The 17,013-nt window shown below is 39.5% G+C and carries 15 protein-coding genes and 1 tRNA gene; 1 reads left to right on the forward strand and 15 read right to left on the reverse strand.

Annotated features, from left to right (window positions below; translation table 11 throughout):
- Positions 1-17: 17 nt before the first annotated feature.
- The 9 genes from WKT17_RS13345 to WKT17_RS13385 all read right to left on the reverse strand — a co-directional run bounded on the left by WKT17_RS13345 (position 18) and on the right by WKT17_RS13385 (position 7,973).
- Complete coding sequence (locus tag WKT17_RS13345; protein ID WP_117468628.1) at positions 18-926, reverse strand: ParB/RepB/Spo0J family partition protein; 909 nt, start codon at positions 924-926, stop codon at positions 18-20.
- Positions 916-1,701, reverse strand: a complete 786-nt coding sequence (locus WKT17_RS13350; protein ID WP_117468648.1) for a ParA family protein — start codon at positions 1,699-1,701, stop codon at positions 916-918. Before WKT17_RS13350 ends, WKT17_RS13345 begins: the two co-directional genes overlap by 11 nt.
- 15 nt (positions 1,702-1,716) lie before the next feature.
- On the reverse strand, positions 1,717-2,592 hold the full coding sequence (locus WKT17_RS13355; RefSeq protein WP_117468629.1) for a ParB/RepB/Spo0J family partition protein: 876 nt from the start codon (positions 2,590-2,592) through the stop codon (positions 1,717-1,719).
- Between the two features lie 407 nt (positions 2,593-2,999).
- Positions 3,000-3,071, reverse strand: a tRNA-Arg gene (locus WKT17_RS13360).
- Between the two features lie 436 nt (positions 3,072-3,507).
- Positions 3,508-4,395, reverse strand: a complete 888-nt coding sequence (locus tag WKT17_RS13365) for a DUF3881 family protein (RefSeq protein ID WP_330027273.1) — start codon at positions 4,393-4,395, stop codon at positions 3,508-3,510.
- Between the two features lie 13 nt (positions 4,396-4,408).
- Complete coding sequence (serS, locus tag WKT17_RS13370; protein ID WP_294580347.1) at positions 4,409-5,695, reverse strand: serine--tRNA ligase; 1,287 nt, start codon at positions 5,693-5,695, stop codon at positions 4,409-4,411.
- Positions 5,696-5,720: 25 nt separating this feature from the next.
- On the reverse strand, positions 5,721-6,245 hold the full coding sequence (locus WKT17_RS13375; RefSeq protein ID WP_173749834.1) for a DUF4446 family protein: 525 nt from the start codon (positions 6,243-6,245) through the stop codon (positions 5,721-5,723).
- Between the two features lie 19 nt (positions 6,246-6,264).
- Complete coding sequence (locus WKT17_RS13380; protein WP_291683442.1) at positions 6,265-7,206, reverse strand: ParB/RepB/Spo0J family partition protein; 942 nt, start codon at positions 7,204-7,206, stop codon at positions 6,265-6,267.
- Entirely contained in the window at positions 7,203-7,973 is a 771-nt protein-coding gene (locus WKT17_RS13385; RefSeq protein WP_173749832.1) for a ParA family protein, read from the reverse strand. The genes WKT17_RS13380 and WKT17_RS13385 overlap by 4 nt, the downstream gene beginning before the upstream one ends.
- 267 nt (positions 7,974-8,240) lie before the next feature.
- Between WKT17_RS13385 and WKT17_RS13390 the strand changes: the two genes are divergently transcribed.
- A complete protein-coding gene (locus tag WKT17_RS13390; RefSeq protein ID WP_298060537.1) occupies positions 8,241-9,194 on the forward strand; it encodes an alpha/beta fold hydrolase in 954 nt (317 codons plus the stop codon).
- 93 nt (positions 9,195-9,287) lie between these two features.
- Here WKT17_RS13390 and WKT17_RS13395 read toward each other — a convergent pair whose 3' ends face one another.
- The 6 genes from WKT17_RS13395 to mnmG all read right to left on the reverse strand — a co-directional run bounded on the left by WKT17_RS13395 (position 9,288) and on the right by mnmG (position 16,998).
- Entirely contained in the window at positions 9,288-10,793 is a 1,506-nt protein-coding gene (locus tag WKT17_RS13395; protein ID WP_330026427.1) for a DUF4340 domain-containing protein, read from the reverse strand.
- Position 10,794: 1 nt separating this feature from the next.
- Entirely contained in the window at positions 10,795-12,267 is a 1,473-nt protein-coding gene (locus WKT17_RS13400; RefSeq protein ID WP_291683445.1) for a GldG family protein, read from the reverse strand.
- Positions 12,268-12,301: 34 nt separating this feature from the next.
- On the reverse strand, positions 12,302-13,165 hold the full coding sequence (locus tag WKT17_RS13405; protein ID WP_291683446.1) for an ABC transporter permease: 864 nt from the start codon (positions 13,163-13,165) through the stop codon (positions 12,302-12,304).
- 3 nt (positions 13,166-13,168) lie between these two features.
- Positions 13,169-14,203, reverse strand: coding sequence for an ABC transporter ATP-binding protein (locus WKT17_RS13410; RefSeq protein ID WP_173749827.1), 1,035 nt, complete (start codon positions 14,201-14,203; stop codon positions 13,169-13,171).
- 177 nt (positions 14,204-14,380) lie between these two features.
- Positions 14,381-15,103: a 16S rRNA (guanine(527)-N(7))-methyltransferase RsmG gene (gene rsmG / locus WKT17_RS13415; RefSeq protein ID WP_291683447.1), complete on the reverse strand. Its 723-nt coding sequence runs from the start codon at positions 15,101-15,103 to the stop codon at positions 14,381-14,383.
- Positions 15,104-15,114: 11 nt separating this feature from the next.
- Complete coding sequence (gene mnmG, locus WKT17_RS13420) at positions 15,115-16,998, reverse strand: tRNA uridine-5-carboxymethylaminomethyl(34) synthesis enzyme MnmG (protein WP_173749825.1); 1,884 nt, start codon at positions 16,996-16,998, stop codon at positions 15,115-15,117.
- Positions 16,999-17,013 lie beyond the last annotated feature (15 nt).

Raw genomic sequence — 17,013 nt, forward strand, 5'->3', positions numbered from 1 at the left:
TCTTATTTTGACAACCCTTATTCCTGTTCTCTTTTCCATTGTTCCAGTAATGCCTCAATCACCTTTTCCATATCCGTTTCCGAATAATCTTCCGGAAAATACTTTGTGAGCTTCTTTCCTGATAACACCACTTTTCTCTCCGGTGCTTTTACTGCTATGCAGCTATTGAAAATCGAGATCATAAATCCTTGATTCACAGTTCCTTCTTCCAACTGTTTTCTCAAAGCTGTAATCTGCTTTGGTTTGATAAATCCTGTATCCCGGATATACTCGTAGATCCATTTCTGCATTTCCTTATCAATGTAGGAAATATCAACGGCAATGGTAAAATTCAACTTCTTTGCATCTACCATATCCAATAATTCTGGAATCAATTCTGTAAGGCGAATGTAGCGCTGAATTTGTTTTGAACTTTCTCCAACTTCTTCCGCCAAAACATCACGTGATACCTTTCCAAAATTCTGGTCATTTTGACCAGAATTCTTCTGAGACGGTCTTCCAGCTTGTCTCTTCATCGCATCCAGTTTCATCTTATAAGCAAATGCTTTTTCACTCGGGAGTAACTCTTCGCGTTGAATATTAGCATCTACCATAGCAATGACCGCATCATCATCGGATAATTCTCTTACAATTGCAGGAATTGTTGCCAAGCCAGCTATAGCTGCTGCGTGCATCCTTCGATGACCTGAGATCATCTCATATCCATTTTCGCCATCAGACCGTAACAAAACCGGTGTCAATACCCCGTAAGTCTTTACACTCTCTACTAAATCTGCCATCTTTTCATCATCCAATACTTTGAAAGGATGATCTTTAAACGCATGTATTCTGTTGATTTCTATTTCCATTGCAGACTCTTCATTGACTACTCCCAGCAATTCATCAATGCTTGTCAATTTGATTTTTTCTCCGCTTCTACTTTTCATTTTCCAAAACCTCCTGCGTCAGATTTTCATAAGCCATAGATACTTTTCCATTTGGACAATGACAATAAATACTTTTTCCTTCCGCACTTGCTTCAGCTACCTTAACTGACAGTGGAATGACATTTTCAAAGATAGAAATCTTAGATCCATAAGTTTCTCTCACTCTGGAAGCAATATCTTTGGCGTAATTAGTACGGAAATCCACCATTGTCAAAAGAATTCCATGTATCGTTAGCTTCCGGTTCAATCTCTTCTTTACCATAGAAATAGTCCTGATCAACTGTTGAAGTCCTTTAACCGGCAGATATGCAGCTTGTACAGGTATCAGAACCGTATCAGAAGCTACTAAGGCATTGATGGTCATCATGCCTAAACTCGGCATACAATCAATTAAAATATAATCGTATCGTGATCGCATCGTATCAATATATTCCTTCATGATCCGCTCTCTGCTCATCACATTACTCATGGTTACTTCCAGAGCAGATAACTCAATATTGGCCGGTAGGAGATCGATCTGTTCCTTATGATGTAAAATTCCTTCTTCTTCTCCAATTTCCTCGTCATTGATAATATTCATCATAATAGTTGCAAGTGTAGTTCCAATATCATCCGGTTCTACATATCCAAGACTTGCAGTTAAACTTCCCTGTGGATCCGCATCGATCAATAAAACTCTCTTTCCCTGTTTCACTAATCCAACTCCAAGATTTAGGGTTGTCGTACTTTTTGCAACTCCGCCCTTCTGGTTTGCTACTGAAATAACTTTACACATACTGTTTTCCTCCATTTATTTCTCCCAATTTTCATTCTGCCAGATTTTCAATAATGCTATAATTTCTCGTTTCATCATGGCGGGTGTGTATCTGCTTGGGAAATATTTGTGAAGCTGCTCATTTGTAAAAGCAACTCTCGTGATCTCACCTTTTTTTATCTCACTCATAATTTCCTGCATCTTCTCTAATGTAAGTTGGTTTTCTTTACTTAACTTTTTAATTCGTTGTGCCTGTGATAAAGATGGAACGGCCTGAGCATAATCCATAGCTTCCAACAATTGTTTTTGCTCCTCTTTCTTCAACGCTGAAATTTCAACTGCCGGATTAAAAGATATCAATTCATCATCCAATTTCTGTAAAAACTCCGGTATCAGCCGCGTTAATGAAATATACCGTTGTACCTGCTTCGGACTATCACCGCATTCTTCACTAATCAACTCTACTGTTCTCTTCTTTTTTGTTTTGTGGTCAATTTGGCCTTTTTTCCTACCTGATTTTCTTTTCAGTACATCATTTTTCATTTTGTAAGCAAAAGCCTTTTCACTAAAACTGATTTTTTCTCTGTGCAGATTGGAATCTACCATATTCAAAATAGCTTCATCTTCATTCATTACACGAATTATTACCGGTACTTTTCGATATCCCAGTAACTCAGCAGCATGTCTTCTTCTGTGTCCCGCTATAATCTCGTAAACTCCATCCGGCACAGGTCTGACAATCAACGGAGTGAGAATTCCATACTTCTCAATACTTTCTTTTAATAAATGCATCTCATTATCATCTTTCACTTGAAAAGGATGATTTTTAAATGAACGAAGTCTTTCAATCTCAATTTCAATGATCTTCTCATCTTCATTCTTCTGGATAAATTCTTTCGTTACTTCAGTCATCATTTCCTCCTTCTTCGGTCAGACTAAAAAATGCTCGTCTGGATCCGATTATTTTTGAAATCAGTTCCAAACGAGCATCTCGTTTTCTATTAGCTACAGCTAATATATTTCTCCATTGTTTCAGCTAATATATGTTTGCAAATTATATTCTGCAAAGGATTTTTCCTTTGAACTACTGTATTTTACATTCCTAAATCAGTGGTGACAACAAGTACTTCCCCAAATGTTAGCAGTATCCCTGATTCGATATGTTTGCAAAATACTGTTTTTTATTAGCTGCCAGCTAACAATTATTTCATTGTGTTAGCTGGAAATCATCCTCAAAGCAATAATTTCATGCATTTTTCTAATCAAAAAAGCGCCCCATTATTTGCATTTCTGCTAACAATCGAACGCTTTTGACTGGCCGTCTCGTATAGGAATCGAACCTATAATTTAGTCTTAGGAGGACCATGTTATATCCATTTAACTAACGAGACAAAATGCCATTTTCCCTTGAAAACACGCGGTTTTCCGGCTTTTTGGTAATGGCAACCTTTATTTAATTATCAGCTTTTTTCAAGCTGTTAATTACTATTACTTTTCATGTTGGTGACATCAAAGCACTCCCCTTTTAGGGTAATACCTTCGTGTCAATTTTTACTCTTCTTAACTAGATTTGAACCCAAAAGTTTTTTCAGGAAGTGATAACCTTGGTTCCTCCTTAGGAGGCACTTGTTATATCCATTTAACTAAGAGAACATAGTATTGATTTCTGTCTTCCTTTACTAATCTATGATACTATACTTTCCCTCCTTTTTCAAGGAATTTTTTCTACTGTTTTACATATCCTTCTGCGTGCTGCTGTGCTCCCGTTTTTTATTCCATAGCAAAAAGGAAGCACAGCACTTCACCTGTCTGCACTCCCTTTCTCTCCTACATCATATCAAATTCCACATATCCCTGCAGCCACACAATGCCCTTGAATCGTCTTCCCACTTCAGGAATCCCCATCAAATCATTTTCATTGATGCAGATATCCAGTTCCACATCATTGCAGGCAATCCGCAGTTCCCAAACGGTTTCTTCTGTCCTTTGATTACGCATTTTGGAACATTCCAGGATTTCCCCCATAACACTGTACAAATCACATTCCATTCCATAGGGCATAAAATATGTATCTACAATGCTGTAAATGTCCTCATTTTCGATTCTTTCGGAAATCATGGCATAAGTATCCATATCTTCTATTGTAAGACTTTCCATGGCCTCCTCGTCTCCGTTTTTGGCCGCTGCAATAAGGCGTCCCCGGTTGGCTGCATCTATCCGGCTCTGAGATTCCTGTCCCTCCTGTTTCCACACTGGAAGCAGAATGGTTCCCTTCTTCGCCAGACCGGACAGCGTCACGTTGTACATCCCCCCGGAAGCAAAATTTCCTCTTCCCCGCTGGGTCAGATACTCTCCTGCATTTTGCAGATAGAAGATAATGGTAACACCTATCCGCATATCATCACATGCGCCGGCAAAGGATTCTTTCCCTGCATGCTTTTCAATGCTCACCTGCTCACGCAGGGTAATGCCTGTGCCTCGAAAATACGGAAAATAATATTCCATTTGGAATTCATTATTTTCATCGTATTCCCCACACACTGTAATCCCAAAATCACAGCCGAACATTTTGGACAATTCTGCAAACAAATGGTGTTTTCCATCCTCAACGACAATTTTCTCGTCATAAGTATGAATGACTTCTTTCAGAATCTGGTCCAGCTTTTTCTTATCCGTAATATCAGAAAAACCAATTGCTTTTAAATAACTGTGCAATCTGCACCTCCATCTATTTGTTTGGTGTAATGACTTCTTTACCGCCCATATATGGTCTCAATGCTTCCGGAATTCTCACAGAGCCATCTGCCTGCAGGTTATTTTCCAGGAAAGCGATTAACATTCTCGGTGGCGCAACTACTGTATTATTCAGTGTATGTGCCAGGTATTTCTCACCTTTGCCATTGACACGGATTTTCAGTCTTCTGGCCTGAGCATCTCCCAGGTTCGAGCAGCTTCCCACCTCAAAATATTTTTTCTGTCTTGGAGACCATGCCTCTACGTCTACAGATTTCACTTTCAGATCAGCCAAATCTCCAGAACAACATTCCAGAGTTCTTACCGGAACATCTAAAGAACGGAATAAATCTACGGTATTCTGCCATAATTTATCAAACCACATTGGGCTTTCTTCCGGTTTACATACCACTATCATTTCCTGTTTCTCGAACTGGTGGATTCTGTACACACCTCTCTCTTCCAGGCCATGTGCGCCTTTTTCCTTACGGAAACATGGAGAATAACTGGTCAGAGTTTTTGGAAGTTCCTCTTCCTGAATAATGGTATCGATAAATTTACCAATCATAGAATGTTCACTGGTTCCAATAAGATACAGGTCTTCCCCTTCAATTTTATACATCATGGCGTCCATTTCTGCAAAACTCATAACGCCTGTAACCACATCGCTGCGAATCATGTACGGAGGAATACAGTAAGTAAATCCACGGTCAATCATAAAGTCTCTCGCATAAGAAATCACTGCGGAATGAAGTCTCGCAATGTCTCCCATAAGATAATAGAAGCCATTTCCCGCTACTTTTCTTGCGCTGTCCAGGTCAATGCCGTTAAAACTTTCCATAATATCTGCATGATACGGAATTTCGTAATCCGGCACAACCGGCTCGCCATATTTCTGCACCTCCACATTTTCACTGTCGTCTTTTCCGATTGGTACAGACGGATCAATGATATTTGGAATTGTCATCATAATCGTTTTGATTTTTTCTTCTACTTTTTTTTCTTCTGCTGACAGTTTTTCTACGGTTTCTGCATTAGCAGTTACCTGTTTCTTAGCCTCTTCTGCCTCTTCTCTCTTGCCTTCCTTCATCAGACCGCCAATCATTTTGGAAATCTTGTTTCTCTCTGCTCTTAATGCCTCTACTTCCTGTTTAATCTCTCGATTTCTCTTATCCAGTTCCATAACTTCATCTACTAATGGAAGTTTGCTGTCCTGGAATTTATTTCTGATGTTTTGTTTTACCACTTCTGGATTTTCTCTCAAAAATCTAATATCTAACATTTTTAATCTCCTTTTCAGTTTTCACTTATATATCGAACTCATTTTCTTCGATACCAAAGTTTACAGCTTTCTTTAACGCCTGAATTTCCTCATCACTGAGTGCTACATAAGATTCCCCGTTTACAATTTCTTTAATATAGAGGAAACAATTTTCCCGGCTGTGAATGGCATTCAATAAAAATCCGGTATTATTGTTATCCAACATAGCCAATACAAAGCTCAGCTTCCCGCCCATATCTTCAAATGCATCGTATTTTACAATTCCATACTTGTCCAGAATCATATTCTGCATTTTTTCCAGCTTTGCAATATTTTCTGCATTTATCTCTGAATTCACTGTGAGTTTTTCAATTAATTCAAATTTTCTCTTAAACAATTTTTCCAGAGACTGTGCATCTTTACCTTTCATAAAGATAGCGTATTTTCTGCTCAGTCTGTTAAGCCCTAATGATAAATTAAACACGCATACTAATAGTATAACCACAACTATTAAAAGCATAAGTAACAAAATACCGGAGTAGGACTGAAGACTGCTTACGAATTTCTCCATATGTATTTTACCGCTCCTTTTACTTTACAGTTTCCAAAAGTTCTACTATGCGTTCCAATTCTTCCTGTGAATAATATTCGATTTCTATTTTTCCTTTGTCGCGATTTTTTCTGCGAATGGCCACCTTTGAACCTATAATCCCTTTAATTTTTTCTTCCAGTTGTTCGTAAACCAAATCTTCTGCAGAATTTTTCTCTTTTTCCGGCTTTGGCTCTGCCGGATTCAACAAAAGCTTTACCAGTTTTTCCGTTTCTCTTACGTTCAACTTTTCATCAAAGACCTTTACAGCCGCTGCATGCTGTTCATCCTTATTTTCTATGGCAAGCAACGCTCGGGCATGTCCTGTGGTCAGCATTTCGTCCACCAGCATTTGCTGTACTCTCTCATCCAGCTTCAAAAGACGCATGGAATTGGTGACTGCAGTTCTGCTTTTGGACACCCGTTCTGCAATTACATCCTGTTTCAGATGAAACTCCTCCATAAGTCTCTTATAGGCAGCCGCTTCTTCAATCGGATTCAGATTTTCCCTTTGAATATTTTCAATCAATGAAATTTCCACAGTTTCCTGCTCTGAAAAATCCTTGACAATCACCGGAACCTCTTTGAGTCCTGCCAGTTTGGAGGCTCTCCACCTTCTCTCTCCTGCAATAATCTCATAATAATCGCCTTTTTTTTGAACCAAAAGAGGCTGCAGCACACCGAACTGTTTAATGGATTCTGATAATTCTAAAAGTGCGTCTTCGTCGAACTGTTTTCGCGGCTGGCTTCGATTGGGCTCTATCTGTGTCATTTTAACAATCAGCACAGAACCTTCCTCTTTCACTTTCTCTTCTGTGTCTTTTTTAGTCACCTTAGTTGTCCGGACAGCCGCTTTCTTTGTCACTGCCGTCTTGGGCTTAACTGCTGTCTCGCTAATCATAGCGTCAAGCCCTCTTCCTAATCCTCCTTTTCTCACAGTCATTCTTCTTCCTCCCTATTTAAGACCTCTTCAGCCAGAAGCCGGTAACTCTCTGCACCTACAGATTTCGTATCATAGAGGTTAATCGGCATTCCATAACTGGGTGCCTCGGCCAGACGGACATTTCTCGGAATAATGGTTTTGTAAATGGATTGATTTAAGTTGTTCTTTACATTTTCTACAACTTGAAGAGATAAATTTGTTCTTGCATCATACATAGTAAATACAACGCCTTCAATAATCAATTCTGAATTTAGCCTTTCCTGAACCAGTTCAATCGTATGAATCAACTGTGTCAAACCTTCCAAAGCATAGTATTCACACTGGATAGGAACCAGCACTGAATCTGCCGTGGTCATAGCATTGATAGTTAAAATGTTTAACGATGGGGGACAATCCATAATAACAAAATCATACTTATCCTTAATAGTATCAATCTGATTTTTCAGCAGGTATTCTCTGCCTTCCACTCCCACCAGTTCAATTTCTGCGCCGGCAAGATTAACGTTTGAGGGAATTAGTGATAGATTTTCGTACACGTTTTCAACAATACAGTCTTTTAATTCGCACTCTCCTACCAATAACTCATAAAGTGTTGCTTCTGCATTATCCTTATCAACACCTACACCGCTTGTTGTATTCCCCTGTGGGTCAATATCAATAAGCAGCACCTTTTGATTTAATTCTGCAAGACATGCAGAAAGATTGATGGCTGTAGTTGATTTTCCTACGCCACCTTTTTGATTTGCGATTGCAATAATTCTTCCCACTTAAATTTCCCCTTATTATGATGAGTATCTTTATGTGTAATATTTCAAAACTTATTATAGCACCTTTCCCATTTGATTGCCATACCAATGTTTCACGTGAAACATTAATTTTATGTATTTTTTAAATACACTTCTTAAAAATATATTTTTTAAATGTTTCACGTGAAACATTTTGTGTGATATTTTGTATTCTCTCACTTTTTCTTGTATAATCGAGCCGAATGCTTTATAATATTCATATAAATTCATCAGGAGGTGCACTGTTTCATGAAAGAAAATAAGCATAAACTATTAACTATAAGTATACTTTTTACCTTGGCGACCGGCATTATTTATGTTATCAATCGTGTCATCTTTGCTACCGCTGTCTTAAAAAATTTACTGAAATCTTCCGCCAAGAATTTTTATAATTGGCGATTTGGTAATATTTATTATCAAAAAAAAGGACAGGGTTCTCCGCTTTTGTTAATTCATGACTTAACTGTTTACAGTTCTGCCTATGAATGGAGCCAGGTGATTGATGAATTGTCAAAAGAGCACACTGTCTATGCTTTAGACTTACTGGGCTGCGGACGTTCAGAAAAACCCAAAATCACTTATACCAATTATTTATATGTACAATTGATTTGTGACTTCATTAAGAATGTAATTCATGAAAAAACAGACATTGCCGTTTGCGGATATTCCAGTTCCTTTGCATTGCTGGCCTGCCACAGCGAATCAGACTTGTTTGGTAAATTGATTTTGATTAATCCACCTTCTTTAGCAAGTTTAAATAAAGCGCCTGGTAAACGAAGTAAATTGTATAAATTCTTATTGGAAATTCCTGTATTCGGCACCCTGGTATATAATATGAAAACCAGCCAGAGCAACGTGCAATTACTTTTTACAGAAAAATACTTATACAATCCTTTCCATACTACACCGGAACTGATTGACACTTACTATGAAACCGCACATAAGGATTTAGGAAGTGCTAAATATCTTCTTTCCAGTCTCTGTGGTTTGTATACCAACAATAGCATTACTCATGCACTGAAATGTATTAACCAGAGTATTGTAATTCTTACCGGAGAAACCGAACCAGAAGGTGAAGAAATTGCCTCCGCTTATATAGAATTAAACCCGGCAATCGAAACATGCAAAATGAAACGCGCAAAACACCTTCCACATTTGGAAACTCCACAGGAGTTTACAGAAACCTTGAAAATTTATTTGTAACTTATTTCTTTTCTATATAAGAGCAGCCCCAAATGTTTCACGTGAAACATTTGGGGCTGCTTTTTCAAGTCTTACACTCTTTAAAGTATTTCTTTATTTTGTTTCTCCACTTTCCCAGTTTTTTATCATAGAATCAAAGGCATCCAACATTTCTTTTACCTTCATTTTATTTACCATCATTTCATTGCCTTTTGAATCTTTGACTAAATAAAAGTTGGCATCATATGCATGATACTCTACTGTATTGTTGATACCTCCCTCTTTTTCAAATGTGATGGTAATATCTGGTGTCCCTTCTGCCTGAATGCCCTGATTTTGTTCCTGCCATTCCATAGAGGTCACTGTACTAAAGAATGTAGAAAATGCTGTCTTATCAATTTCTTTATCATTGATGTAATACTTTGTTTCTGTTTCTGTACTGTCATCACTACTGTCTTTATCATCCGAATCTTTTTCCACTTCAATTTCTTTCTTGACAGCAGTATAAGTCTGTCCGTTTCTTACAAATGTTACTTTGTCCAAATCAGCAAAAGAATAATCTGCTACCAGGCTGCTTACCAAGTCTTCTGGATTTATATTGAGCATGCTCTCTACCTTATCAGCAGAAAGTGTGTATATATATTTGCTGTCCTGCATTTTTGCATAATAATTACCTTCTGTATCCTGCTTACCAATTAAGAACACAGCCTGCTTATTTACAGTAACCTGTTCTGTTTCATCTGAAGAAGAATCCGAACTGCTCTTGCTTTCATCATCAGTATCTTCATCAGAGCTTTCTTTTGTTTCGGTCACCTGATAATTCACGGTAATGGTAGTCGGATTATCCAGTCCATATTCTGAAAGATTATCTGTACGGTAAGTAACAAAATCATTCCATGAAACACCGGAATAATTATTCATATATTCTCCCACTTTTAAACTATCTACGGCCGTAGTATTTCCATCACGGTCTTTATAAGTCCAACCCGTTTCTGATGCATCATTGGTTTCCAACGTCTGCACCGTTCCATTACTGTTAATTTCCACATTTTTGATTGTAGAAGCCGTAATAGACGGAATCTCTTCTTTATCTGCTAAATCTGTGATTTTAAACTGAAGACCGGATTTTACTGAAGAATCCACCAAATAAATGGTATCACTTCCACTTTTACTCATATAGCAGCCGGACACAGAATCGTTGACATCACCGAACTTCAGTTCTGTTTCTTTTCCATCTTTATCGGTCACAACCACCTGCACTTCCGGGTTTTGCAGTCCATAATCTGCCAAATTATCCGTTTTTTCCAGTTCTCTTGTGGAAGAAATGGAGGTAATGCTAGACACAATATTTAAAAACTGTGATTCACTTAATGGAAAATTTTCATCATCCGCATATTTCCAGGTATCGTCCTCATGAGTAAACGTATATGTGTTTTCTCCTGACTGTATTTTCAATTTGGTAATATCTGCTGCATCTTCCTCGAATGCTGTTTCTTTGCTTTCTTCTGTGTCTGTGGACTGGTCTTCATCCGGTATGGCCACACGCATTACTGCATATACGCCTACAAGAACAACCAGAACAACAATTGCTGCCAGAAGTCCTTTTTTCTTTTTTTTCATATTACTGTTTTCTCCTCTTCATCCAGATACCAAATCCAATTAACAGGGTACATACCGGAAGCACACCGGTTACAAAAATGCTCCAGAAGTTAATATCTGCTGTAGGCACAGTCAGTGTCGTCGTGTCATAAGATTTACTTGGAATCGAAATCTGATTGCTGTCATCTGTGCTGCACATCCATGCCAGAGAAGCAGACAGCAGTTCATAGTTTGTTCCTGAAACCATTGAATTTATACTGTCATTGAAAATGGAAGCGGAAGCAAAATAAGCAATCTGCGTTTCCTTATCGTCTCCTACTTTTTCGGTAATAGACACAGCCAGATCAAATGGACCATCAATATCTCCGTCTTCTTTTTCCATAGTATCCATATCTTTCAGATTTGTCTTGGAATAAGCACTGTCGGAAGTTGTCAGTATGCTGCTGATATTCAGGGTATCTCTTATATTATCGGCCTTTTTAATCCCCTGCGCCAGAGGTACCAGCACGTATCTGCTCTGTGAGGAAAGTTCAGAAGTAATCTCACCGCTTTCGATATTTGGCAGCAAATAATATGGATTTTGGGAAACGTAATTATCCGTATTTCCTTCTAAAACAATGCCATCTACAGGCTGAACACCGTAATTTTCCAATACGGATTCAAAATTCGGCATATCTTCATCCGTATAGTTAGAAACAATCAATGCTTTCCCGCCATTTTCCAAATAAGAAATAATCTTATCTGCCTCTTCTTTCGTCAAATCTGTTGCCGGAGCAAAGATAAACAGACACTCTGCGTCATCCGGGACAGCTTCTTCTGAAAGCAGATTTAAAGACTTAATTTCAATATTTGCCTTCTCTATGGTTTCTTTCATAGTTTCACTCATAGAGGATTCATCATGGCCTTCCAAATTGTATAAAACCGGCATATTATCGGATACTACATAGTTAATGGCACTTGTAAGCTGGCCCTCTCCATCAAATCCCGTAACTTCCTGTGAATAGGTCTGATAATTGATAGATGTCTCATACATAGAACTGTAATCTACAACCTTACTCTTATCTCCGCATACTACAATAATACTGTTATTACTGATATTGTCAGAAGTATACTGAGAAGCAAATTTAGGAGATACAGCCGGGTCTTTTTGCTCTACTGTAATGTGCTTGCTGCCTTCCTCATATTTTTCCAACAGATTTTTTATATCACTGCTTTCTGTGCCGTCCTGGGCAATGTAATACAAAGTTACATCCTTTTTCAGGTTCTTTAAAATCTTTTCCGTCTGTTCGCCTATGGTATATAACTTCTGGCTGCTCAAATCAATTTCTCTGTATTTGGAGGGAATTTCCTGCACAACCAGATTCAAAACCACAACAATGGCAATTACCACGGCTGTTACCGCCATACTATAGGTTCCATGCTTCAAAAGCTTCTTATTTCGCTTTCTCTGTTCCCTGTAGCTGCTTATCATTTCTTTCAAATTTATTTTCTTCATATCTGCATTTCCTTTCCTCTAAAATAAGTTTACCTTAGCTCCAACGCCGTTTTTGTATACACTGAATGGTCAGAAATACAAAAATGCAGATAACGGAAAGCATATAAAGAATACCTGTCATATCCAAAATACCGCCTACAAAATTATCAAACTGATTGGATATCGCTAGAAGTCCCAGCACTTTCTGAATCAGTCCTGAATAAACCGTTGGTTTTATAATATAAACCACCAGGGTGACTACCGCCAAAACCCCACTGACCCCTGCAGAAAGGACGACACTCTTTGTCATCTGGTAAATAATCACACCCAGAATAATCACTAACACCAGAAAGGCCATCATAGAAGTTATGGCCGTATCAGAAAAGAAACTGGTAATGCCATCCATCATAAAACTGCAAAACAAAACGCCAAAAGTAAGAACTGCAGCAATCACCTGGCTTTCTGTCACAGAAGACAGAAACATTCCTACGGCAATCTGTGCACATCCCAGAAAGAAAAATCCCAAAAGCGCTGTATAAGCCATTGCATAGGACACCGTACCGTATCTTCCCATAATCAAAGGATAAAAACCTGCTATCACTACCGGAATCAAATACATGGTAACCATGCTGAGATACTTGCCTAAAACTACTTTCCAAACTGATACCGGAGCTGTCAGAAGAAGCTGGTCAGTCTTATTTTTTTTCTCTTCAGCCAGTATTTTCATTGTCAAAATCGGTGTAATAATCAAAAAGATAAAGGTTACAGAATTCAGTGTAGCGCCAAAATCCGGACTTGCATACTGCAGATTATAGGCAGTAAAGTAAATGCCCAGTATTAACAAAATAAACGCCACAAACACATATCCAATCATGGAGGTAAGATACCCTCTCAATTCTTTTTTATAAACTGCCAGCATATACTATTTCTCCTCCTCTTTTCCGCTCTCAGCATCGCTATCTTCTGCCAGATTTTCCGAAGTATCCGCTTCAAACATCTCATCCACTTCCGAACTGATGCTTCTTCCATCATCTGTCAGTTTTAAGAATACTTCTTCCAGACTCATATTACTGGACTGCATTTTCAGAATTGGACATTTCACTTCCGCCAGGGCAAAGAATATATTCTCTCTCATATCCTGATTTCCGGCAATCTTCACTGTAAAGTCACATGCGTCTTTTATCATGGACTGGTGGTAGACAAGCTCTTCAATATTTTCTACCATATCAAGAGCCTTTCGGATGACCTCTTCTTTTCCCTTCACCGTAAGCTCCAGAGAATTTGCCCCTGCCATAACCTTGCTCAAATTTTCAGGTGTGTCACTGGCCACCAGTTTTCCCTTGTCTATAATGAGCACATGATCACATACTGCGCTGACCTCAGAAAGAATATGAGAACTCAAAATAACGGTATGCTTATTTCCCAGACTCTTAATCAAATCCCTGATTTCAATAATCTGTTTCGGGTCCAGACCTACGGTAGGTTCATCTAAAATAATAATTTCCGGATAACCCAGAAGAGCCTGCGCCAGTCCCACTCTCTGCCTGTATCCTTTGGAAAGATTTTTAATCAGTCTGTCCTTTACACTTTGCAGTTTTGTAGTTGACATAACTTCATTGATATTTCCGCTTCTCTTCTCCTTTGGTATTGATTTCAGTTCAGCTACAAATTTCAAGTATTCGCTGACTGTCATATCCACATAAAGCGGTGGAATTTCCGGCAAATATCCGATTTTTTTCTTTGCCTCTTCCGGTTCTTCCAATATATTGTGTCCGTCAATGAGAATCTCTCCTTCTGTAGACGCAATATATCCGGTAATCATATTCATGGTTGTGGACTTTCCCGCACCATTAGGACCGAGAAAACCGTAAATTTTCCCTTTCTCTATGGTAAAATTCAAATGATTTACCGCCATATGACTGCCGTATTTTTTGACTAGATTTCTTACCTCAATCAAAACTGTCCCTCCTTTGATTTATGTACAAGCGCAATAAAGCTACTTTGACTTTTTTATTCTATGGGGAATTTGTGATAAAAATTAGACGAGAATGTGTTTTTTCTGTGAAATCAGAAATGATTTTTCGTATAAAAGTGAGCATGCTTAACCGTAAAAATCGAGCATGCTCACTTTTTGTCATACGATAGGTTCTTTTGTAGGTGTTCCTGCTTTTCTCGGATATTTTTTCGGGGTATTCTTCACCTTTTTAATAACAATCAAATCTCTTTCCATATCGGTCCGGCAAAGCTGAAAGGCCACTTCCTTTTCCAGTTTTCCGCCCAGTACGGATATGGCTTTTTTGGCCTCTGTAAGCTCTTCTGACGCCTTTTCTGCTTTGTAGGATACAAATACTCCTCCTACCTTCACATAAGGCATACAATACTCGCATAAGGACGCCAGACGGGATACGGCTCTGGACACGCTCAAATCATATTGTTCTCTGTGTTCTGCCCTGCGTGCTCCGTCCTCTGCTCTCCCGTGAACGGTTTCGATTTCTTCAAGTCCCAGCCGGCTGATAACTTCATTTAAGAAATTCAGGCGTTTATTCAAGGAATCCAGCAGCGTCACCTTTAAATGCGGAAATGCAATTTTCAGAGGGATTCCAGGAAATCCGGCTCCTGTCCCCACATCAATGCAGGTGTGAATTTTCTCCATATCCAGTCCCTTTGCAATGGACAGACTATCCGCAAAATGCTTTACCAAAACCTCCTCAAACTCCGTAATTCCCGTGAGATTCATTACTTTATTCCACTCTGTCAGAAGCTCGTAATACTGTATAAACTGCTGTTCCTGCTCACTTGTCAGGCTAATTTTGTATTCTTCACATGCCTGTTTCAGAAGGGTTAAATCATAATTCATGATAGGTCTCCTTATCTGTTTCGTCTGTAAGTTTCCATATAAACCAGCAGCACGGAAATATCTGCCGGAGACACTCCTGCAATACGGGAAGCCTGTCCCACGGAAACCGGACGGTATTCTTTTAATTTCTGTTTGGCCTCAATACGCAGGCCACTGATAGCATCATAATCCATATCTTCCGGAAGTTTCTTTGTTTCCAGCTTCTTAAATCCCTCTACCTGCTTTAACTGCCGCTTAATATAGCCGTCATACTTAATGTTGATGTTGACCTGTTCTCTTACATCATCCGGCAATTCCGGTCTTTTTTTATCAAATGGCGCCACAATGTCATAAGTCAATTCCGGTCTTCGGATTAAATCTGCCAGGGAAATCCCGTTTTTCAGCGGTGTGCTTCCGTATTTTTCCAAAAGTTCCTGCACCTCTTTTACTGCTCCTACATGCACATGCTCCATGCGCTCTGCTTCTTCTGCAATTTTTTCTTTCTTCCACTGAATATAATCATACTGTTCCTGACTGACCAGTCCCACCTGATATCCCTTTTCCCGCAGACGCAAATCCGCATTATCCTGACGCAGCAGCAGGCGGTACTCAGCCCGGCTGGTCATCATACGGTAAGGTTCATGGTTTTCCTTTGTCACTAAATCATCAATGAGCACACCAATATAAGACTCGGAACGATCCAGTATCATCTGCTCTTTTCCCAATACCTCCATAGCCGCGTTTATACCGGCTACAAGACCCTGAGCCGCTGCTTCTTCATATCCGGAACTTCCGTTAAACTGACCGCCGGAAAACAGGCCCTTGATGTTCTTAAATTCCAGTGTGGGATACAGCTGTCTGGCATTGATGCAGTCATACTCTATAGCATAGGCATTCCGCACGATTTTCGCATGCTCAAGCCCCGGCACGGAATGATACATCTCATACTGTACATCTTCCGGCAAAGAACTGGACATACCTCCTACATACATTTCATTGGTGTAACGTCCCTCCGGCTCAATAAACACCTGATGACGGTTTTTATCCGCGAATTTTACAACCTTATCCTCAATAGACGGGCAGTATCTGGGACCGGTACCCTCTATCATACCTGAATACAAAGGGGAACGGTCCAGATTTTTCCGGATAATTTCGTGGGTTTTTTCATTGGTATAGGTCAGCCAGCAGGATTCCTGCTCAATCTGTACGTCTTCCGGGTTGGTTGAAAAAGAAAACGGAACTACTTTCTCATCTCCAAACTGCTCTTCCATTTTGGAAAAATCCACACTTCTTCTGTCAATTCGAGCCGGTGTTCCTGTCTTGAAACGGAACATTTCCACACCCAGTTTTTTCAGGGAATCTGTGAGATAATTGGCCGCCTGCAATCCGTTTGGCCCTGTATAATTACTCACATCACCGTAAATACATCTGGCCTTTAAATAGGTTCCTGTACAGAGCACCACAGCCTTTGTATGATACCGGGCGCCGGAATAGGTCTTCACTCCCTGTACTTTGCCATCCTGTGCCAAAATCTCCGTTACCTCTGCCTGACGAATGGTGAGATGTTCTGTGTTTTCCAAAGTTTTCCGCATTTCTCTGGTGTATTCCTGCTTGTCCGCCTGAGCCCGAAGAGAATGTACCGCAGGCCCTTTGGACACATTCAGCATCTTGGACTGAATAAATGTTTTGTCAATATTCCTGCCCATCTCTCCTCCCAGCGCGTCAATTTCCCGCACCAGATGTCCCTTGGATGTTCCTCCGATATTGGGGTTACAGGGCATCAGCGCAATGCTTTCCACACTGACCGTAAACATAATCGTCTCCAGTCCCAGCCTTGCACAGGCCAGAGCCGCCTCACAGCCGGCATGTCCGGCCCCTACAATGGCAACGTCATAATTTTCTTCTAATACACTCATTCCTGTCCCTATCCT

Source organism: Blautia sp. HCN-20427, assembly GCF_037890365.1.
Lineage (GTDB): Bacteria > Bacillota > Clostridia > Lachnospirales > Lachnospiraceae > Blautia.